Origin of the sequence: Microbacterium sp. NPDC006705 (assembly GCF_044903545.1) — a bacterium.
In the GTDB taxonomy this organism is placed as follows: Bacteria; Actinomycetota; Actinomycetes; order Actinomycetales; family Microbacteriaceae; genus Microbacterium; species Microbacterium plantarum.
In genome coordinates this window covers 1,335,249-1,352,755 of the sequence record NZ_JBJDQQ010000001.1, presented here as the reverse complement: position 1 = coordinate 1,352,755, position 17,507 = coordinate 1,335,249, and the positions used below count along the sequence as shown (strand labels likewise).

At 70.9% G+C, this 17,507-nt stretch carries 16 protein-coding genes and 1 tRNA gene; 10 read left to right on the top strand and 7 right to left on the bottom strand.

Annotated features, from left to right (window positions below):
- Window positions 1–19: 19 nt before the first annotated feature.
- Genes kduI through ACI2K6_RS06490 form a run of 3 tightly spaced genes read left to right on the top strand, consistent with a single transcriptional unit; the run spans window position 20 to window position 2,423 of the window.
- Window positions 20–859 carry a 5-dehydro-4-deoxy-D-glucuronate isomerase gene (gene kduI, locus ACI2K6_RS06500; RefSeq protein WP_274178352.1) on the top strand — a complete coding sequence of 280 codons (840 nt, stop codon included), beginning with the start codon at window positions 20–22 and terminating at the stop codon, window positions 857–859.
- An 8-nt stretch (window positions 860–867) separates the two neighbouring features.
- Entirely contained in the window at window positions 868–1,806 is a 939-nt protein-coding gene (locus ACI2K6_RS06495; protein WP_269267199.1) for a sugar kinase, read from the top strand.
- The gene (locus ACI2K6_RS06490; RefSeq protein ID WP_269267200.1) at window positions 1,803–2,423 is read left to right on the top strand and encodes a bifunctional 4-hydroxy-2-oxoglutarate aldolase/2-dehydro-3-deoxy-phosphogluconate aldolase; all 621 of its coding nucleotides are present in this window, start codon (window positions 1,803–1,805) and stop codon (window positions 2,421–2,423) included. Before ACI2K6_RS06495 ends, ACI2K6_RS06490 begins: the two co-directional genes overlap by 4 nt.
- A 107-nt stretch (window positions 2,424–2,530) precedes the next feature.
- On the opposite strand, the gene ACI2K6_RS06485 is transcribed toward ACI2K6_RS06490, so the two are convergent.
- The gene (locus tag ACI2K6_RS06485) at window positions 2,531–3,460 is read right to left on the bottom strand and encodes an NADP-dependent oxidoreductase (protein ID WP_282502044.1); all 930 of its coding nucleotides are present in this window, start codon (window positions 3,458–3,460) and stop codon (window positions 2,531–2,533) included.
- A gap of 94 nt (window positions 3,461–3,554) precedes the next feature.
- Between ACI2K6_RS06485 and ACI2K6_RS06480 the strand changes: the two genes are divergently transcribed.
- Window positions 3,555–4,049: a MarR family winged helix-turn-helix transcriptional regulator gene (locus tag ACI2K6_RS06480; RefSeq protein ID WP_282502045.1), complete on the top strand. Its 495-nt coding sequence runs from the start codon at window positions 3,555–3,557 to the stop codon at window positions 4,047–4,049.
- 118 nt (window positions 4,050–4,167) lie between these two features.
- On the opposite strand, the gene pgm is transcribed toward ACI2K6_RS06480, so the two are convergent.
- Together pgm and ACI2K6_RS06470 are read right to left on the bottom strand one after the other, a co-directional pair.
- Window positions 4,168–5,808 (bottom strand): phosphoglucomutase (alpha-D-glucose-1,6-bisphosphate-dependent), encoded by a 1,641-nt coding sequence (gene pgm, locus ACI2K6_RS06475; RefSeq protein ID WP_112616468.1) that lies wholly within the window; start codon window positions 5,806–5,808, stop codon window positions 4,168–4,170.
- A gap of 52 nt (window positions 5,809–5,860) precedes the next feature.
- On the bottom strand, window positions 5,861–6,787 hold the full coding sequence (locus ACI2K6_RS06470) for a LysR family transcriptional regulator (protein WP_323987226.1): 927 nt from the start codon (window positions 6,785–6,787) through the stop codon (window positions 5,861–5,863).
- Between the two features lie 73 nt (window positions 6,788–6,860).
- Here ACI2K6_RS06470 and ACI2K6_RS06465 point away from each other — a divergent pair, with 73 nt between their 5' ends.
- Together ACI2K6_RS06465 and pheA are read left to right on the top strand one after the other, a co-directional pair.
- The gene (locus ACI2K6_RS06465; protein WP_282502047.1) at window positions 6,861–7,757 is read left to right on the top strand and encodes an EamA family transporter; all 897 of its coding nucleotides are present in this window, start codon (window positions 6,861–6,863) and stop codon (window positions 7,755–7,757) included.
- Complete coding sequence (gene pheA, locus ACI2K6_RS06460) at window positions 7,754–8,716, top strand: prephenate dehydratase (protein ID WP_112616472.1); 963 nt, start codon at window positions 7,754–7,756, stop codon at window positions 8,714–8,716. Before ACI2K6_RS06465 ends, pheA begins: the two co-directional genes overlap by 4 nt.
- A gap of 44 nt (window positions 8,717–8,760) precedes the next feature.
- Here pheA and ACI2K6_RS06455 read toward each other — a convergent pair whose 3' ends face one another.
- The 3 genes from ACI2K6_RS06455 to ACI2K6_RS06445 all read right to left on the bottom strand — a co-directional run bounded on the left by ACI2K6_RS06455 (window position 8,761) and on the right by ACI2K6_RS06445 (window position 12,474).
- Complete coding sequence (locus ACI2K6_RS06455; RefSeq protein WP_269267208.1) at window positions 8,761–9,807, bottom strand: LLM class flavin-dependent oxidoreductase; 1,047 nt, start codon at window positions 9,805–9,807, stop codon at window positions 8,761–8,763.
- A 48-nt stretch (window positions 9,808–9,855) separates the two neighbouring features.
- A complete protein-coding gene (locus ACI2K6_RS06450) occupies window positions 9,856–11,220 on the bottom strand; it encodes a deoxyribodipyrimidine photo-lyase (RefSeq protein ID WP_282502048.1) in 1,365 nt (454 codons plus the stop codon).
- Between the two features lie 63 nt (window positions 11,221–11,283).
- Complete coding sequence (locus tag ACI2K6_RS06445) at window positions 11,284–12,474, bottom strand: diacylglycerol kinase family protein (RefSeq protein WP_323987231.1); 1,191 nt, start codon at window positions 12,472–12,474, stop codon at window positions 11,284–11,286.
- A gap of 115 nt (window positions 12,475–12,589) precedes the next feature.
- Between ACI2K6_RS06445 and serS the strand changes: the two genes are divergently transcribed.
- The 4 genes from serS (at window position 12,590) to ACI2K6_RS06425 (ending at window position 16,442) form a co-directional block, all read left to right on the top strand.
- Entirely contained in the window at window positions 12,590–13,855 is a 1,266-nt protein-coding gene (gene serS / locus ACI2K6_RS06440; protein ID WP_274178360.1) for a serine--tRNA ligase, read from the top strand.
- Window positions 13,852–14,793: an HAD family hydrolase gene (locus ACI2K6_RS06435; RefSeq protein ID WP_103841269.1), complete on the top strand. Its 942-nt coding sequence runs from the start codon at window positions 13,852–13,854 to the stop codon at window positions 14,791–14,793. The genes serS and ACI2K6_RS06435 overlap by 4 nt, the downstream gene beginning before the upstream one ends.
- 48 nt (window positions 14,794–14,841) lie before the next feature.
- Window positions 14,842–14,929: transfer RNA gene (locus tag ACI2K6_RS06430), tRNA-Ser, on the top strand.
- 709 nt (window positions 14,930–15,638) lie between these two features.
- Complete coding sequence (locus ACI2K6_RS06425) at window positions 15,639–16,442, top strand: hypothetical protein (RefSeq protein WP_274178361.1); 804 nt, start codon at window positions 15,639–15,641, stop codon at window positions 16,440–16,442.
- 47 nt (window positions 16,443–16,489) lie between these two features.
- Here ACI2K6_RS06425 and ACI2K6_RS06420 read toward each other — a convergent pair whose 3' ends face one another.
- Window positions 16,490–17,347 (bottom strand): hypothetical protein, encoded by an 858-nt coding sequence (locus ACI2K6_RS06420; protein WP_282502050.1) that lies wholly within the window; start codon window positions 17,345–17,347, stop codon window positions 16,490–16,492.
- Window positions 17,348–17,507: the final 160 nt, after the last annotated feature.

Sequence of the window (17,507 nt, the reverse complement as noted above, 5' to 3'; positions counted from 1 at the left end):
GCCCCAGAAGGGAACCCCCATGCAGCAGCGTTACGCGACCAACCCCGCGCAGATCCCCGGCATGACCACCGCCGACCTGCGCGAGCAGTACCTCGTGCCCGAGGTGTTCGTGCCGGGTGAGATCACCGTCGTCTACACCCACCACGACCGCATCGTCCTCGGCGGCGCCGTGCCGGCCGGACGCGAGCTGGTGCTTCCGGGCTACCCCGAGATCCGCAGCGACTACTTCCTGGAGCACCGCGAGGTCGGCATCATCAACGTCGGTGGCACCGGCACGGTCACCGCCGACGGCGAGGTCTACACGCTCGTGACGGGCGCGTGCCTGTACCTCGGCCGCGGCATCCGCGACGTCGTCTTCGCCGACGCGGACGCGGCCGATGGCCAGGGGGGCGCGCAGTTCTACCTGTTCTCGGCGCCCGCGCACACCGCCTACCCGGCGGCGCTCGTGTCGCCCGGCGAGGGCACCGTGCGCGAGCTCGGCGACCAGGCCACGAGCAACCGCCGCACGCTCAACCAGTACATCCACGAGAACGGCGTGCAGAGCTGTCAGATCGTCATGGGCGTGACGACGCTGCACGAGGGCTCGATGTGGAACACGATGCCCGCCCATACCCATGACCGTCGCACCGAGTGCTACCTGTACTTCGACGTCCCCGAGGACGCCCGCATCATCCACCTGCTCGGTGAGCGCGAGGAGACCCGGCACCTCGTCGTCGCCGACCGGCAGGCGATCATCTCGCCGAGCTGGTCGTTGCACTCCGGAGTGGGTACTGCGGCGTACTCGTTCATCTGGGCGATGGCGGGCGAGAACCAGACGTTCGACGACATGGATGCCGCACCCGTCACGACCTTGAAGTGAGCGTGGCCATGCGGGGGGAGCTGCGTGGGGCGCTGCTGACGGCGGGCGAAACCATGGCGATGGTCGCGCCCGCTGCGGCGGAGCGCCTCGAGCACGCCGAGGTGTTCCGCATCGACGCCGGGGGAGCGGAGTCGAACGTCGCCGCGCACGCGGCCGCGCTCGGTCAGCCCGCCGCGTGGTTCTCCCGCGTCGGCGACGATGCCCTCGGTCGACGGGTCCTGTCGCGGGTCGGTGCCCGCGGAGTCGACGTCTCGCGGGTCGTCATCGACGCCGATTACCCGACCGGCCTCTACCTGAAGGACCCCGGTCACGGCGTCACTTACTACCGGGCCGGGTCGGCGGCCGCGCAGCTCTCGGAAGCCGACGCCGACGCGCTTTCGTGGGACGGCGTCGCGGTGCTGCACGTCTCGGGGATCACGGCCGCGCTGGGCGGAACGGCCCCGGCGTTCCTGCGTCGGATCGTCGATCGGGCGCGCGCGGCGGGCGTGTCCGTGAGCGTCGACGTCAATCACCGGGCGCCGCTGTGGGCCGCGGCTGCGGCTGCCGACCCGCTGCTCGACCTGGCACGCCGCGCGGACATCGTCTTCGTCGGTCGCGACGAGGCCGAGACGCTGTGGGATGCCGCGACAGCGGACGCCGCCCGCGCCTTGCTGCCGGACGTCCCGCAGCTCGTCGTCAAGGACGGTGCCGTCGGTGCCACGCTGTTCACGCGCGACGGCGCGGTCTTCGAGCCTGCTCTCGTCGTCGACGTCGTCGAGCCCGTGGGGGCCGGCGACGCCTTCGCCGGGGGGTACCTCGCGGCGCTGCTCGCTGGCGCCCCGCCCTACGACCGGCTGCGGTCGGGGCACGAGCGTGCGGCGCTCACGATGGCCACGACGGGCGACTTCCCCGACCCCGCCCCGGCGCCCGACCAGAACGAACCACCCCTCGAGAGGACTGTCTCATGACCACCCTGCACACCGACGCGAACACGGCGCTCGACGACATCTTCGCCGGCGCCCCGCTCATGGCGATCCTGCGGGGGATGGGTCTCGAACGCTCCGTGCGTCTCGCGACCACCGCGTGGGACCTGGGTATCGACTCGGTCGAGGTGCCGTTGCAGACCGCGGAGGACGAACGCGCGCTGCGCGAGGTCGTGCGTCTCGGCGCTGAGCGCGGCAAGGCCGTCGGCGCCGGAACCGTCGTCACCGTCGACCAGGTCGCTCTCGCCGTCGACGCGGGCGCGGCCTACGTCGTCTCGCCGGGGCTCGATCCCGAGGTCGTGCGGGCGGCGCAGCGACACGGCATCCCGATCCTGCCCGGCGTCGCGACCCCGGGTGAGGTGCAGCGGGCGGTGGCACTCGGCCTCACGTGGCTCAAGGCGTTCCCCGCCCAGTGGCTCGGCGCGGACTGGTTCAAGCACATCCGCGGGCCGTTCCCGGGTGTGCGTTTCGTCGCGACCGGCGGGATGGATGCCGCGAACGCCGCGACTTTCCTCGACGCCGGCGTACGCGTGGTGGCCGTCGGCTCAGCGCTGGAAGACGAGTCGCAGCTGCCCCGCTTGGCCGAGCTCCTCGCCCGCTGACTCGCCCGAGCGTACGGCTTCGCCCCGAGCGCACGGCCTGCTCACGCTCGAAGGTCGTGCACTCGGCGCGCAGCCGTGCATGGGGGGTGATGCGAGGATGGCGCCGCTCAGGGCAGGACGATGACCTTGCCCGCGATGCCGCTCTCAGCCGCCTCGGCGTGCAGCGCGGGGAGCTCGGCGAGGGGGATGCGCCGCGTGACCTCGACGGTGAGCGCGCCCTCGTCGACGAGGCGGACCAGCTCGGCCAGGCGGTCGCTATCGCGGCGGACGAACACCGTCGCGGCACGGACGCCGCGCGCCTCGTCGCTCGGCGTGGCCATGAACGCCGTCGTGCTGACGACCGCGCCGCCGTCGGCGACGGCCCCGACGTAGGCCTCGAACAGCTCGGGTTCGATCGGGGCGAGGTTCAGCAGCACGTCGACTCGTCCGTCGATCGCGCCCAGCACGTCGGTCGTAGTGTGGTCGATGATCTGGTCGGCTCCGGCAGCGCGGACGGCGTCGACGCTGCGGGGGCTCGCGGTGGCGATGACGTGGATGTCGGCGCGCTTGGCGAGCTGGACGGCGTACTTTCCGACGACGCCGCCGGCGCCGACGATCAGCACCCGCTGGCCGGGTTCGAGGCGACCGTCGTCGAAGAGGGCCTGCCATGCGGTCAGCGCGACGGAGGGCAGCGCGGCGGCATCGGCGGGGGGAATGCTCGTGGGCGCGGCGACCACGGCGTCGGCGGGAGCCAGCACGAACTCCGCCGCTCCGCCGTCGTGCTCCATGGGGAGGAACGCGATGACGGCGTCGCCCACGGCAAGGTCGCTCACGCCCGCGCCGACCGCGTCGACGTGCCCGGAGACGTCGTACCCGGGCACGTGGGGCAACTCGATCGGGATGGGGAGGAAGCCCGCGCGCATCCCGCCGTCTGCCGCGTTGTACGCGGATGCGGCTACTCGGATGCGGACCTGCCCCGCGGCCGGCTCGGGGCGGTCGATGTCGACGACCTCCAGGACGTCGGGGCCACCGGTCCGAGAGAACTGCACTGCCTTCATGATGTGATCCTTTACGCTCAAGTGCTTCGAATTCGAAGCGATATGGAGAACGTAGCACTGCTTCGAATGTGAAGCAATAGGTATGATCGAAACCATGACGAACGCGCCACGCTCCCTGACGTCGACGCAGCTCGCGGCCTACCTCGCCTTCACAGAGGTGGGCAGCCTGTTGCGTCCCGCCGTCGAGGCGCAGCTGAAGGATGCCGGAGGTCTCAGCTACGTCCAGTTCCAGCTGCTGGCGCGGTTGAATGACGCCCCGGGCGGCACGCTGCGCATGACCGACCTCGCCGACGGCGTGGTGTACAGCCGCAGCGGGCTGACCTATCAGGCCACGCTGCTCGAGCAGCGCGGATACGTCACGCGCTCACCGTCTCCGGAGGACGAGCGCAGCACCGTGGTCGTGCTGACTGACGCGGGGCGCGAGGTGCTCGCCGCCGTGTTCCCCGGTCACATCGAGACCGTGCATCGGCTGCTGTTCGCGCGGCTGTCGGACGCGGACGCCGCCGACCTCGCGCGCATCCTCGGCAGCGTGACGACGCACCTGCGCTCGGCGCCGCCCCGTTCGGCATCCCGGCGCCGCCCGTCCTGACCGCGGTACGCGCCCGAGCGCACGGCTTCGCCGCGAGCGCACGGCCCGCTCACGCTCGAAGGTCGTGCAACCGGCGCTCAGCCGTGCATTGGGCGTGTGATGCGAGGATGCCGCGGGGTCAGGCGCCGAGCGCGGCCGAGACCACGGCGCGCGCTTCGGCCTGCACCTCGGCGAGGTGCTCGGGTCCGCGCAGGCTCTCGGCGTAGAGCTTGTAGACGTCCTCGGTGCCCGACGGGCGCGCGGCGAACCACGCGTGCTCGGTTTGCACCTTCAGGCCGCCGATCGCTGCACCGTTGCCCGGCGCGTGCGAGAGCTTCGCGGTGATCGGCTCGCCAGCGAGCTCCGTGGCGGTCACGGCGTCGCCCGACAGCCTGCCGAGCGCGGCCTTCTGCTCCGGCGTCGCCGCGGCGTCGACGCGCTGGTAGGCCGACGACCCGAACTGGGCCTCGAGCTCGGCGTAGCGCTGCGACGGAGTCTTGCCCGTGACCGCGAGGATCTCGGCGGCGAGCAGGCACAGCAGGATGCCGTCCTTGTCGGTGGTCCACACGCTGCCGTCCTTGCGGAGGAACGAGGCCCCCGCCGACTCCTCGCCGCCGAAGGCGACGGAGCCGTCGAGCAGGCCGGGAACGAACCACTTGAAGCCCACGGGGACCTCGAGCAGCTCGCGGCCGAGCGACTCGGCCACGCGGTCGATGATCATCGACGAGACGAGGGTCTTGCCGACCGCGGCATCCGCCGGCCAGCCGGGGCGGTTCGCGAAGAGGTAGTCGATCGCGACGGCGAGGTAGTGGTTCGGGTTCATCAGACCCGCGTCGGGCGTCACGATGCCGTGGCGGTCGGCGTCGGCATCGTTGCCTGTGAGGATGTCGTACTCGTCGCGGCGCGCCACGAGCGCGGCCATCGCCGACGGCGACGACGGGTCCATGCGGATCTTCTCGTCCCAGTCGAGCGTCATGAATTTCCAGGTCGGGTCGACCTCGGGGTTCACGACGGTCAGGTCGAGGCCGTAGACCTCGGCGATGAGCGCCCAGTACTCGACCGAGGCGCCGCCGAGCGGGTCGGCCCCGATGCGCACGCCCGACGCCTTGATCGCGTCGACGTCGATGATCGTGGCGAGGTCGCGCACGTACGCGTCGCGGAAGTCGTACTGGCCGAGCGCGTCGAGGTCGATGTCGGCGTGACGGGTGCGGTGCACGCCCTCGAGACCTGCGGCGATGAGCTCGTTCGCGCGGTCGGCGATCCACGAGGTCGCGTCGGTGTCGGCGGGTCCGCCGTGCGGGGGGTTGTACTTGAAGCCGCCGTCGCGCGGCGGGTTGTGCGAGGGCGTCACGACGATGCCGTCGGCGCGGCCCGCGTCGTCGAGCGCGCGGCCCCGGTTGTAGGTCAGGATCGCGTGGCTGAGCGCGGGCGTCGGCACCCACGAGTCGCGGGAGTCGACGCGTACGTCGACTCCGTTGGCCACGAGAACCTCGATGGCGCTGCGCTCTGCGGGAAGGGAGAGGCCGTGCGTGTCGCGCCCGAGGAAGAGCGGGCCCTCGATGCCCTGAGCGCGCCGATAGTCGACGATCGCCTGGGTTGTGGCGAGGATGTGGTCTTCGTTGAAGCTCGTCGACAGCGACGAACCGCGGTGGCCGCTCGTTCCGAACGCGACGCGCTGCCCGGGGACCGCGGCATCCGGCTTCCGGTCGTAGTAGGCGGCGATCAGCTCATCGATGTCGATGAGGTCGGATGCTTCTGCGGGCGCTCCTGCACGGCTCATAGTGCTTAGTCTGCCCGTTTCCGGGCGCGGCGGTGACGGATTGACACGGCACTCACGGCCGATCGTGCGCGTTCGTCGCGGCGAGCAGCGCGGCGAGGACTGCTCTGAGCGCGGGGGAGTCGGCCTGCGAGCGCCGATGCACCGCGGAGATATCGCGCGTCGACGCGGGAGCCTCGGTCGGCACCGCGACGAGATCCGGGCCGAGATCGCCGCGTCCCAGGCGCGGAACGAGCGCGACGACCGCTCCGGTTCGGGCGAGCTCGATGTGGTTCTCGAACTCCATCGACTCGTACAGCACGCGGGGGGCGCCGCCGATGCCGTCGAACAGCCGCCGCAGCCACTGCCGGCAGATGGTCGTGTCGAAGGTGGCGACCCATTGCTCACGCGCGAGGTCGGCCGGGTGCAGGACGTCGCGGCCGGCGAGCGGATGGTCGCGATGGAGGATGACGTCGGCGACATCCGTGAACAGCGGCGTGACGACCAGGTTCTCGGGGATCGCGAGGGCGACGCCGCCCCACTGGTGGACGATGCCGAGGTCGCGTTGGCCCGAGGCGACGAGCGCCACCGTCTCCCAGGGCTCGCTCTCGCGCACCGGCAGCCGCAGGTCGGGGTGGGCGGCGGCCAGACCCACGAGCACGGGAGCGAGCAGCCCGCGCACGACGGTCGAGAACGCGGCGAGGCGCAGCTCGCCGGTGACGCGGCCGTCTCCGTCCGCACCGACGCCGGCGTGCAGGTCGGCGCGCAGTCGCTCGAGGTCGGCGAGGATCGGGGTCGACCCGACCACGAGCTGCGTTCCGGCGGCCGTGAGGGCCACACCGCGGCCGACGCGTTCGAGCAGCGCGACACCGGTCTCGCGCTCGAGACGCTTGATCTGCTGCGATACCGCCGAGGGTGTGAATCCCAGAGCGGATGCCGCGGCCGCGACGCTGCCTTCCCGTGCGACGGTTCGCAGCGAGTGGACGGCATCCAGATCGATCATGAAGTGATGCTACCGATTCGAGTGGAGAAAGCATCGCTTGTCGTTGATGGTCCGGCGCGGTGGACTGAGCCTCGTGACTCGACGCGACATGATCCTGGCGGCTGCGGTGGCGGCCCTGTGGGGGTTCAACTTCCTCGTCATCGACTGGGGCATGGCCGGCATCCCGCCTCTGCTGTTCGTGGCGATCCGGTTCGCCGCCGTCGCCGTCTTCGCGCTCGTGGTGCCGCGCCCTCGGGCCGGCTGGGGGTCGGTGATCGGGGTCGGGCTGTTCATGAGCCTCGGCCAGTTCGCGCTGCTGTACCTGTCTCTCGGGCTCGGGCTGCAGCCGGGTCTCGCCGCGCTGTTCATGCAGGCCCAGGCGGTGTTCACCGTCGTCATCGCGGCCGGAGTGCTGCGCGAGCGCCCCACACCGGGGCAGGTGATCGGCGTGGGCCTCGGGATCGCCGGGCTCGCGACCGTCGCCGCCGGCCGTGGGGGAGACGCTCCGGCGCTCGCCGTCGTGCTCGCGCTCGGCGCCGCCCTGTCGTGGGCCGTCGGCAACGTGATCGCCCGCCGCGCCGGCGTGGTCACCGGGCGCGGTCCGCTCGGGGCGCTCTCGCTCACCGTCTGGTCCGCCCTCGTCGTGCCGGTGCCCGCGCTCGTGCTGGCGCTGGTGTTCGAGGGCCCGGAAGCGATCGGCGCGGGTCTTGCCGGGTTCGGCATCCGCGCCCTCGTCTCGACGGTCTACACCGCGGGGCTCTGCACCCTCGTCGGCTACGCGATCTTCAACGGTCTGCTGGCGCGCAATCCGTCAGCCGCCGTCGTGCCGTGGGTGCTGCTGGCCCCCGTCGTGGCGATGGCGGCGGCCGCGGCACTGCTCGGACAGATCCCCGCCCCCGCCGAGATCGTCGGCGGAGCGGTGCTCGTGCTCGGCGTGCTCGTGACCAGCGTGCGCGTGCCGTGGGCGCGCCGGTCTAGGCTCGTTGCGTGACGCCCGAGCACGACGACCAGCCCGCCCGCCGCACCTACAGCTATCTCGGGCCGGCGGGGACCTTCACCGAGGCCGCCCTCGCCCAGGTGCCCGAGGCGCGGGACCAGATCTGGCGGTCGGTGCGCAACGTCGGCGAAGCGCTCGCGGATGTCGTGGACGGACGCTCGGATGCCGCGATGATCGCGATCGAGAACTCCGTCGACGGCGGAGTCTCGACGGCGCAGGACGCGCTGGCCACGATGCCGGGTCTGCGGATCGTCGGCGAGTACCTCGTGCCCGTGAACTTCGTGCTCGTGGCGCGGCCCGGCACTCGAATCGAGGACGTGTCGCTCATCGCGGCGCACCCGGTCGCCTACGCACAGTGCCTGCAGTGGCTGCTCAAGACGCTCCCCGAGCACGCGCACCTGCCCGCCGCGAGCAATGTCGCCGCCGCGGTCGGCCTCATCGACGGGGTCAGCGACGCCGACGCGGCGATCGCGCCCCCCGGCATCCTCGAGCATCACGACCTCGAGCTGCTCGCATCCGACATCGGCGACAACGAGCACGCGGTCACCCGGTTCGTCCTCGTGAGCCGCACGGTCGCCCCGCCGTCGCCGACGGGGGCCGACAAGACCTCGCTCATCGCGGAGCTGCCCGATGACCACCCGGGTGCGCTGCTCGAGCTGCTCGAGCAGTTCTCGACCCGCGGCATCAACCTCTCGCTGATCGAGTCGCGGCCGATCGGCGACGCGCTCGGACGGTACCGGTTCGTCATCGACGCCGACGGCCACGTCGCCGACGAGCGCATGGCCGACGCCCTCATGGGCGTGCGGCGTTTCAGCCCGAAGGTGCTGTTCCTCGGGTCGTACCCGCGCGCGGACCGGGCGATCGTCCGCTACCCGCAGCGGTACTCCGACGACGTCTTCGTCGAGGCGCGCGACTGGCTGCGGGCCCTGATCTCCGGCGAGCCCGAGGCCTGACCCACCGCCTCCCCACGACCGCCGGGGCCGGGGCCGGGTCAGGGTCAGGCGGCGAGGAGCTCGAGGGTGCGGATGCGGGCGGGAGCGGCATCCGGCTGCTCGCCGTCGTGCGCGGCCGACACCGGCGAGACCATGACCTCGTCGACGCCGTGCTGCGCGGCGAACGCGGCGAGGGCGGCCTGGGCCTCGGGGCCGGTGCCGACGAACCAGCGCGAGCGCAGGGCATCCAGCAGCGGTGCGGCGAGGTGGTCGGTCGCCTCGGCGGCGGCGGCCTCCTCGACGGTCTCGAGGGCGATGAGCGGACGGTTTCCCCGCAGGCGTGCCATCATGCGGGCCTGCGGCAGCATGAGGGCTTCGGCCTCCGCATCGCTGTCGGCGACGACGGCGTTCGCGGTGAGGAACGTCCGCGGCGCATCGAGGGTCTCGGACGGTCGGAACTGGTCGCGGTAGAGCCCGAGCGCACGGTCGAGGCCTTCACCCGAGAAGTGGTTCGCGAACACGTACGGCAGGCCGAGGGCGGCGGCGAGCTGCGCCGAGTAGTCGCTCGATCCGAGCAGCCAGACATCCGGCGTCGTCGTGGCGGCGGGCGTCGCGTGGACGTCGTACGTCCCGCCCGACGTGAACCGCACCGTCGCGCCGTCGCCGGTCACGAGGGCCAGGATGTCGCGGACGTTGTCGGGGAACCGGTCGACGTCGCTCGTCGTGCCCGACTGACGCAGCAGCTGCGTGATGACGGGATCGCTGCCGGGGGCGCGCCCGATGCCCAGGTCGACGCGTCCGGGGGCGATCGCCTCGAGCGCCGCGAACTGCTCGGCGACGACGAGGGGCGAGTGGTTGGGAAGCATGACGCCGCCGGAGCCGACCCGGATGCGGGAAGTGCGCGCTGCCGCGGCTGCGATGAGCACCGGCGGGGTCGTCGAGGCGACGGCGGGCATGTTGTGGTGCTCGGCGAACCAGTAGCGGCGGTAGCCGAGCTCGTCCGCCCGCTGCGCGACGGTCAGCGACGCCGCGATGGCCTGCGCGCTGGTCTGTCCCGTGCGCACGGGCACGAGGTCGAGCACGGACAGGGCGGGGCGGGATGCATCAGTCATATCGCCTCTGTCAACCGTGCGGCCGCCGCGGGCATTCCCGCGCCCGCCTCACCGCGCCCGCTTCACCGCCTCGTACGCCTGCAGCGCCGCCTTGCGGGTCGCCGCGAGGTCGACGATCGGCTCGCGCGCGGCGCTGTCGGGTGCCCACTGGCCGATGTAGAGCCCTCTCGGGTCGAATTTCTCGGCCTGGCGCTCGGGGTTGAAGATGCGGAAGTACGGCGACGCGTCCGCGCCCGACCCCGCGACCCACTGCCAGTTGAAGGCGTTGCTGGCACCGTCGGCATCGACGAGGGTGTCCCAGAACCACTGCTCACCGAGTCGCCAGTCGATGAGCAGGTTCTTGGTGAGAAAGGATGCCGTGACCATCCGCACCCGGTTGTGCATGTATCCGGTGTGCCAGAGCTCGCGCATCCCGGCATCCACCATCGGCACGCCGGTCTCGCCCTTCTCCCACGCCGTCAGGTGTGCGGGGTCGAGGGCCGGCCAGGCGAAGGCGTCGAAGCCTCTCCGCCAGTTCTTCGTCGCGAGATCGGGGAAGTGGTAGAGCGTGTGCGACGCAAACTCGCGCCAGCCGAGCTCGGAGAGGAAGCGCGAGGCGGAGGTCGCATGGGCGCCGGTGCCGCCGCCGGTTTCGACTCCTGCGTGCCAGACGGTGTGCGGGCTCAGCTCGCCCCATCGCAGGCGCGGCGAGAGCAGCGAGGTCGCTCCCGCGCTGGGTTCGTCGCGGGCCGCGTCGTAGGTGCCGAGGTCGTCGTCGAGGAACTCGCGCAGGCGTGCGCGCGCCGCCGCCTCGCCGGGCTGCCAGCGCTCGCGCAGACCGCCCGCCCAGTCGGGCCGGGTGGGCAGCAGCTCCCAATCGTCGAGGTCGTCGCCGGCGGGCGATGAGCGCAGGCCGGGGACCTCGTCCGGCCGGGGGAGCGGCTCACGCGGGGCGGGCAGGTTGCGTGCCGCGTTCCAGAACGGGGTGAACACCGAGAACGGAGTGCCGCTCCCGGTCTTCACCGTCCACGGCTCGAACAGCACGTTCGCCGCGAACGACTCGACCTCGACGCCGTCGGCGCGCAGACCGTCCTTCAGGTCGGTGTCGACAGCACGCTCGGCTCCGCCGTACCGGCGGTTCCAGTAGACGGCTCCGGCACCGATGTCGTCGACGAGTGACCGGACGACGGATGCCGCAGCTCCGCGGCGCAGCACGAGATGCGACCCGCCAGCGCGCAGATCGTCGGCGAGCGATGCGAGCGAGTGGTGCAACCACCACCGTGCGGCGCCGCCGAGCGGGCGGATGCCCGCAGACTCCTCGTCGAGCACGTACAGGCCGACGACGGGCTCCCCGCGGTCGAGGGCGGCGCGCAGCGCGGGGTGGTCGGCCAGGCGCAGGTCGTCGCGGAACCAGACGATCGAAGGCGAGCTCATCCCGTCATCCTGTCGGGCCACCCCGGCGTCAGCGAGCGGTTGACAGCGCGGACGCGCGGGGGCTCAGCCGCCGGGCAGCTTATGCCCGGCCGGCACGGCGACAACGAGACCGCGCGGGTCGATGCGGGTCTGCACGTGCTTCGCCTCGCCGAACTCGTCGCCGTCGAGCTGCACCGGGTGCGGCTCCTGCGGGGCGAGAGCGACGCCGCGGCCTCGCGAGTAGACGACCGCGTTGTCCTTCGTCCGCAGCGCGAGCACACGGCGTCCGGCCCGGAACTTCCGCAGGAAGCTGTTATCCCACGCGACGCGGCGCCACACGAGCAGCCAGCCCCAGAAGCCCTTCGGCTGCATGATGACGACATCGAGCTGGCCGTCGGTGATCGAAGCCTCGGGAATGAGGGCGATGCCGGCCTGCAGCGACCCGCAGTTCGCGAAGAGCACGCTCTGCACGCGAGCCGCGTGCATGCGGTGCCCGTCGAGCTGGTAGACGACGCGGAACGGCTTGGCGTTGACGAGCGAGCGCGTCGCGCCGTCGACGTATGCGACCCAGCCCACCGACTTCTTCAGCTGCGGGTTGGTGTTGGCGATCATCGCCGCGTCGAGCCCCATGCCGCCCATGACGACGAACGCGTGCTTCTCGACCTCGCCGCTCTCGCGGGTGATCCGCGCCCAGCCGACGTCGATCGCGGTCCGGTCGCCGCTGAAGGCCGCTTCGATCATGGTCTCGGGCTCGGTGAGGGGCAGACCGAGGTTGCGGGCGAGCAGGTTCCCCGTTCCGCTGGGGACGATGGCGAGCGGGATGCCGCTGCCGCTCATCTCTCCCGACACGGCACGCACCGTACCGTCGCCGCCGGCCACGAGCACGACGTTGACGCCCGACTCGAGCGCCTGACGCGTGACGTCGTCGCCGAGGTCGTCGACCGTCGTCTCGTAGAAGAGGGGCTCCTCCCACCCGGCCGCCTCGGCGGCGCGGAGCACCTGCTCGCGCAGAGCGTCGCCGTCGACCTTGATGGGGTTGTAGACGAGGGCCGCCTTGGGATTGGGCTTCTCCGAGCCGCCCGACATCGGCTCCGTCTCGCCCTCGGGGCCGACGCGGCGTGCCTCGCCGGTCTCACCGTCGGTCGTGTCGGGCGCGACGTCCTCGGGCTCGCGGATGACGTCGTCGGGAGCCGCCGCCTGTTCCGGGTCGGGGGTCTGGGAGGTGGGATCGTCGGAGCGCTCCCGCGAGGAGGTGTCGTCGGACTCGGTCGCCATGGCTACACCCTAGGGGTGGCCGCCCGTGGCGGATTGCCCCTTGCGCCGGACGGCCGCGGCGGTACGGGGTGCGCTGATCCGGCTGCGCGGATGCGGGCGACCCTAGACTTGACGCGTGATCGACCTCGCATTGCTCCGTGAACAGCCCGACCTGGTGAAACTCTCGCAGGTGAAGCGCGGGAACTCGTCGGAGAGCGTGGATGACGCCATTGCCGCCGATCGCGAGCGCCGCGAGGCCATCACGACGTTCGAGCGGCTCCGTGCCGAGCAGAACGCCCACGGCAAGAAGGTCGCGCAAGCGCCGAAGGACGAGAAGGCCGCGCTCGTCGCCGAGGCCAAGCAGCTCAGCGAACGGGTCAAGCAGGCCCAGCAGGCCGTCACCGCCGCCGAGGAGGCCGCCGACGCCGCGCTCGCCCGCATCGAGAACATCGTCATCGATGATGTGCCCGCGGGCGGCGAGGCCGACTTCGTCACGCTTCGCACGCACGGTGAGCCGCCGTCGTTCGACTTCGAGCCGCTCGACCACCTCGCCCTCGGCGAGAAGCTCGGCGCCATCGACATGGAGCGCGGCTCGAAGGTCGCCGGCAGCCGCTTCTACTTCCTCAGCGGCATCGGCGCGCGCCTCGAGATCGCGCTCATGATGCTCGGCCTCGACCGTGCCCTCGCCGCCGGGTTCACGCCGCTGATCCCGCCGACGCTCGTGCGTCCCGAGGTCATGCGGGGCACCGGGTTCCTCGGTGAGCACGCCGCCGAGGTGTACCACCTCGAGGAGGACGACGCCTACCTCGTCGGCACGAGCGAGGTCCCCCTCGCCGGGTACCACATGGACGAGATCCTCGACCTCGAGCGCGGCGCCAAGCGCTACGCCGGATGGTCGACCTGTTACCGGCGCGAGGCCGGCTCGTACGGCAAGGACACGCGCGGCATCATCCGGGTGCACCAGTTCAACAAGCTGGAGATGTTCGTCTACACGACGCCCGCCGACGCGGCGGCCGAGCACCTGCGCCTCGTCGAGATGCAGGAGCGGATGCTGCAGGACCTGGGGCTGTCGTACCGCGTCATCGACGTCGCTGCCGGCGACCTCGGCTCGAGCGCGGCGCGCAAGTACGACATCGAGGCGTGGGTGCCCACGCAGGGCGCGTACCGCGAGCTCACGTCGACCTCGAACTGCACGACGTACCAGGCGCGTCGCCTCGACATCCGTCACCGCCCCGACGGCGGCAAGACCGAGCCGGTGGCGACCCTCAACGGCACGCTCGCCACGACCCGGTGGATCGTCGCTCTTCTCGAGACCCATCAGCGGGAGGACGGCTCGGTCGTGATCCCCGAGGTGCTGCGGCCTTATCTCGGCGGCCTCGAGGTCGCGGAGCCGATCGCATGACCGGCGCCGACGGCGGGATGACGCAGGCGCCCGACGCGCTTCCCGACGAGGGCGGCATCGAGGTCGTCGCGCCGCGCGATGCGGCCGAGATCGTCGAGGACGTCGCCGAGGTCATGCCGGCGGTCGCCGGCGCCTCGCGCCTGATGATCGTGCTCGACATCGACGGCACCGTGCTGCTCGAGGACGAGACGCTCAGTCCCGGCGTGGTGGAGGCGGTCGCCGACGCGCACGCGGCCGGTCACGAGGTGATGCTCGCGACAGGACGCTCGTGGGAGGGGACGCATGGCATCCTCGGCTCGCTCGCGCTGAACCCCGACTACGTCGTGTGCTCGAACGGTGCCGTGATCCTCAAGCGGATCGACGACGACTTCGCCGACGTGCTCGCCTACGAGCGCTTCTTCATCGAGACGTTCGACCCGAGCGAGGTGCTCGGCCTGCTGCGTCAGCACCTGCCGCACGCCCGCTACATGGTCGAGCTGCCCGACGGGCGCCGCCTCTACACCGAGGAGCTCCACGACTGGAACCTGCACGACGCCGACAAGGTCGCTTTCGCCGAGCTGTCGGAGCAGGAGGTGTGCCGCGTCGTCGTGGTCTCTCCTGATGAGACCGACTCCGACTTCGTCGAGCTGGTCGACCGCATCGGCCTGAACAAGGTGTCGTACGCGGTGGGCTGGTCGGCCTGGCTCGACATCGCGCCGCAGGGCGTCGACAAGTCCACGGCGCTCGAGCGGGTGCGCACGTGGCTCGACATCGAGCCGGCCGACGTCCTCGTCATGGGCGACGGCCGCAACGACATCGGGATGTTCCGCTGGGCGCGCGAGCGCGGCGGGCGGGCGATCGCGATGGCGCAGGGCGCGACCGAACTGCTGGCCGAGGCATCCGAGACCACCGTGTCGGTTCAGGAGGGCGGCGTCGCGGCCATCCTCCGCTCGCTCTGACCGGGGCCGCGGGCGGCTAGGATCGAAGCTCAGCGGTTCACGCCGCTGGGAGGGTTGTCCGAGCGGCCGAAGGATCCAGTCTTGAAAACTGGTGGGCAGCAATGTCCCGTGGGTTCGAATCCCACACCCTCCGCCATGCCAGACCAGGCCGCGTTGACAGTATTATTCCGGCGGTGGAATAATACTGTTCATGGGCTTGATCAGCGTGGCTGATGCCGCCTCACAACTCGGCGTCTCGCCGCGGCGTGTCCGCGCGATGCTCGCTTCTCAGGACATCAGCGGCGAGCGCATCGGTACGCAGTGGATGGTGGAATCAGCGAGCCTTCCCTCGTTCGGACGCCGCGCGGGACAGCCTTTCAGTCCACGGGTGGCGTGGGCCTTCATCGCTGTGGCAGAAGGCAAGACTCCGGACTGGGTCTCGCCTTCCGAACTCTCCCGTCTGCGATCGCGATGGCGAAAGTTGCGGGACAGCCCCGACCCGCTGCCGGTCATACGCTCCAGCCTCGCGCGACGGGCGGTTCGGTCGCGGTTGTCCGGCCCCGAGCCCAGCCGAGTGGGTGGTGACCCTCGTGTCATCGCGACGGGGGCGAGCGATCCGCGGGCGGGGATGTCCACGGCCCAGTTCGCAGAAGGGTACGTTCACTCGCTCGATCTTGAAAGCGTCAAGAGGAAGCACCTGCTGCTGCCTGCAGTCGGCCCGGAGAATGTCGTTCTTCGAGCAGTAGATGGTCCAGTGCCTCGCCCTCTGCCCTGGCTCGCCGTCGTGGCCGACCTATCTGAAGGCGGAGCGCGGGAAGCGCAGCAAGCTCTCGTGCTTTTCAGGAAACAGGTGGGCGACGGTTGACATGATCGACTTGCCGACAATGACTGTGGCGCAGGAGCAAGCGTGGCTGACCTTGCTCGACATCTATGAGGAGCTCGCGACGGGTTGGACCATCGTCGGAGGCCAAATGGTGCACCTCTGGTGCGCCGAACGAGGTGTTGCGATGGCGCGACCTACAGACGACGCAGACACTGTCCTCGATGTGCGGTCGGAGCCGGAAATCCTTCGCGTCTTCACCGCCGCGTTGAGCCGACGCGGTTTCGAAGCAGAGACAACCGGTTCAGGAGTTCAGCACCGGTGGCGCAAGGGTGCAGCGGCTGTCGACGTGCTCATCCCTCGGCATCTCGGGCCGGTTGCGGCAAACAGAACTGGCGTTGGTGGCGGCCGGACGATCGAAACGCCTGGCGCACAGAAGGCCGTAAATCGAACAGAAACGGTGCAGGTGCGAATCGGAGACCGTGTGGGAAGCGCGCCGCGGCCGTCTCTTCTCGGCGCCTTGATCGCGAAGGCGGCCGCCTACACCGTCCCGCTCGACCGGAACCGCGCCCGACATCTCGGCGACTTCGCTCTCCTCGCGACGCTGCTGGGACCGGATGACGTTGACGGCCACCCCGGGTTGGACAAGCGCGAGCTCGAGCTGATGATGAACGCTATCGGGCATGCGCGCGCCGACCCGCGAACCTGGCGACATGTGGAGGCCGGATCGGCGGGGCTGGACAGGCTGTCGCTCGTTGTCGACACGGCGAGACGAACGCGTGAATTGAGCGGGACGCGGCCGCCGCCGGATTCCCCCTCGCGTGAGAGCTGGGGCTCTGCCCGCGGATAGCCCCGTTCGGCCGGGCACGGCGACGTACCCAGCCGAACAGCTGACGGTCACGGAAGCTGGAAGTAGACCTCGTCGGCGAGGATTCCCGGCGTCACGCGGATGAGGCCATCGAGCGAGGACGGTACGAGGTACACCTGCTTGCCGGTGTCTGAGGCGCCTGCCAGCAAGCTCGCCGTGCCGAAGGTGGGCTCGACACCGGAGACGAAGTTGTCCCAGGTCGAGATGACGGTGCCGTCCGCCGCGACGTACTCGACCTGGACAAGTGCAGAACTACCGTCGCCGCTCCCCTTGTAGGTGGCTGTCATGTCGAGGATGACGTACTGGGTGCCCTCGCCGGGTTCCGTGTTGAACGAGTTCCCGGCCATCACAGCGTCGTTTCCGTTGCGCTCGAACGAGTTGAGGATCACGTCCCAGTCGTTGTTGCTGATCGAGGCGCTGAACGGCAGGGGGTCCTCGCGCGTGCCGGTAGGGGCGTCGCTCGTGGCCTCGTCGGCCGTTTCGTCCTGCGGCGCGGCACCTGCCGGGGCCTCGTTCACGGTCGTGCTTCCGCCCGTCGCCTCATCGACAGCGTCCGAGAGCGCGGTGGCGACGACGAAGGTGAAGACGAGGAAGCCGACGATGGTTCCCACGACCGAGACGATGATCGCCGTCAGCCCCTGCCACTTGACGCGGCCCGACAGGCAGACGGCGACGATGCCCAGGATGAAGCCGGCCGGCAGGAGGATCCAGCCCAGGATCAGTGCAGCGGGCACGCACGCGAAGATGAATCCGACGGCGGAGATCGCGAGCGCGACGATGCCGACGATGTTGCGCTGCTTCGTCGGCATCACCCCCGCGGGCTGAGGCGGGTAGTAAGGGGCGGGCTGCGCTTCGGGCGCGCCGAAGGGCGGCGGAGTGGTGGTCATGCGGATCTCCAGATTGAACGGTGTGATGCCACGCAGACACGACGAGCGTCGTCAGGTGGCGCCCCCAGAGCAGCCACGTCGAGCGGGCACCTCAAGCTAGTCCTCCGCTCGCGCTGCTCTGGACGCGCGAGTCGCTGGCGGCCGCCTCCGACGCGACGAT

Coding starts and splice junctions, on each gene's coding strand:
- kduI (WP_274178352.1), top strand. CDS start 20: ATGCAGCAGCGTTACGCGACCAACCCCGCGCAGATCCCCGGCATGACC.
- ACI2K6_RS06470 (WP_323987226.1), bottom strand. CDS start 6,787: ATGATCGATCTGGATGCCGTCCACTCGCTGCGAACCGTCGCACGGGAA.
- ACI2K6_RS06450 (WP_282502048.1), bottom strand. CDS start 11,220: ATGAGCTCGCCTTCGATCGTCTGGTTCCGCGACGACCTGCGCCTGGCC.
- ACI2K6_RS06480 (WP_282502045.1), top strand. CDS start 3,555: ATGACGAACGCGCCACGCTCCCTGACGTCGACGCAGCTCGCGGCCTAC.
- ACI2K6_RS06490 (WP_269267200.1), top strand. CDS start 1,803: ATGACCACCCTGCACACCGACGCGAACACGGCGCTCGACGACATCTTC.
- ACI2K6_RS06485 (WP_282502044.1), bottom strand. CDS start 3,460: ATGAAGGCAGTGCAGTTCTCTCGGACCGGTGGCCCCGACGTCCTGGAG.
- ACI2K6_RS06445 (WP_323987231.1), bottom strand. CDS start 12,474: ATGGCGACCGAGTCCGACGACACCTCCTCGCGGGAGCGCTCCGACGAT.
- ACI2K6_RS06435 (WP_103841269.1), top strand. CDS start 13,852: ATGACCGGCGCCGACGGCGGGATGACGCAGGCGCCCGACGCGCTTCCC.
- ACI2K6_RS06495 (WP_269267199.1), top strand. CDS start 868: ATGCGGGGGGAGCTGCGTGGGGCGCTGCTGACGGCGGGCGAAACCATG.
- ACI2K6_RS06455 (WP_269267208.1), bottom strand. CDS start 9,807: ATGACTGATGCATCCCGCCCCGCCCTGTCCGTGCTCGACCTCGTGCCC.
- ACI2K6_RS06420 (WP_282502050.1), bottom strand. CDS start 17,347: ATGACCACCACTCCGCCGCCCTTCGGCGCGCCCGAAGCGCAGCCCGCC.
- ACI2K6_RS06425 (WP_274178361.1), top strand. CDS start 15,639: ATGATCGACTTGCCGACAATGACTGTGGCGCAGGAGCAAGCGTGGCTG.
- pgm (WP_112616468.1), bottom strand. CDS start 5,808: ATGAGCCGTGCAGGAGCGCCCGCAGAAGCATCCGACCTCATCGACATC.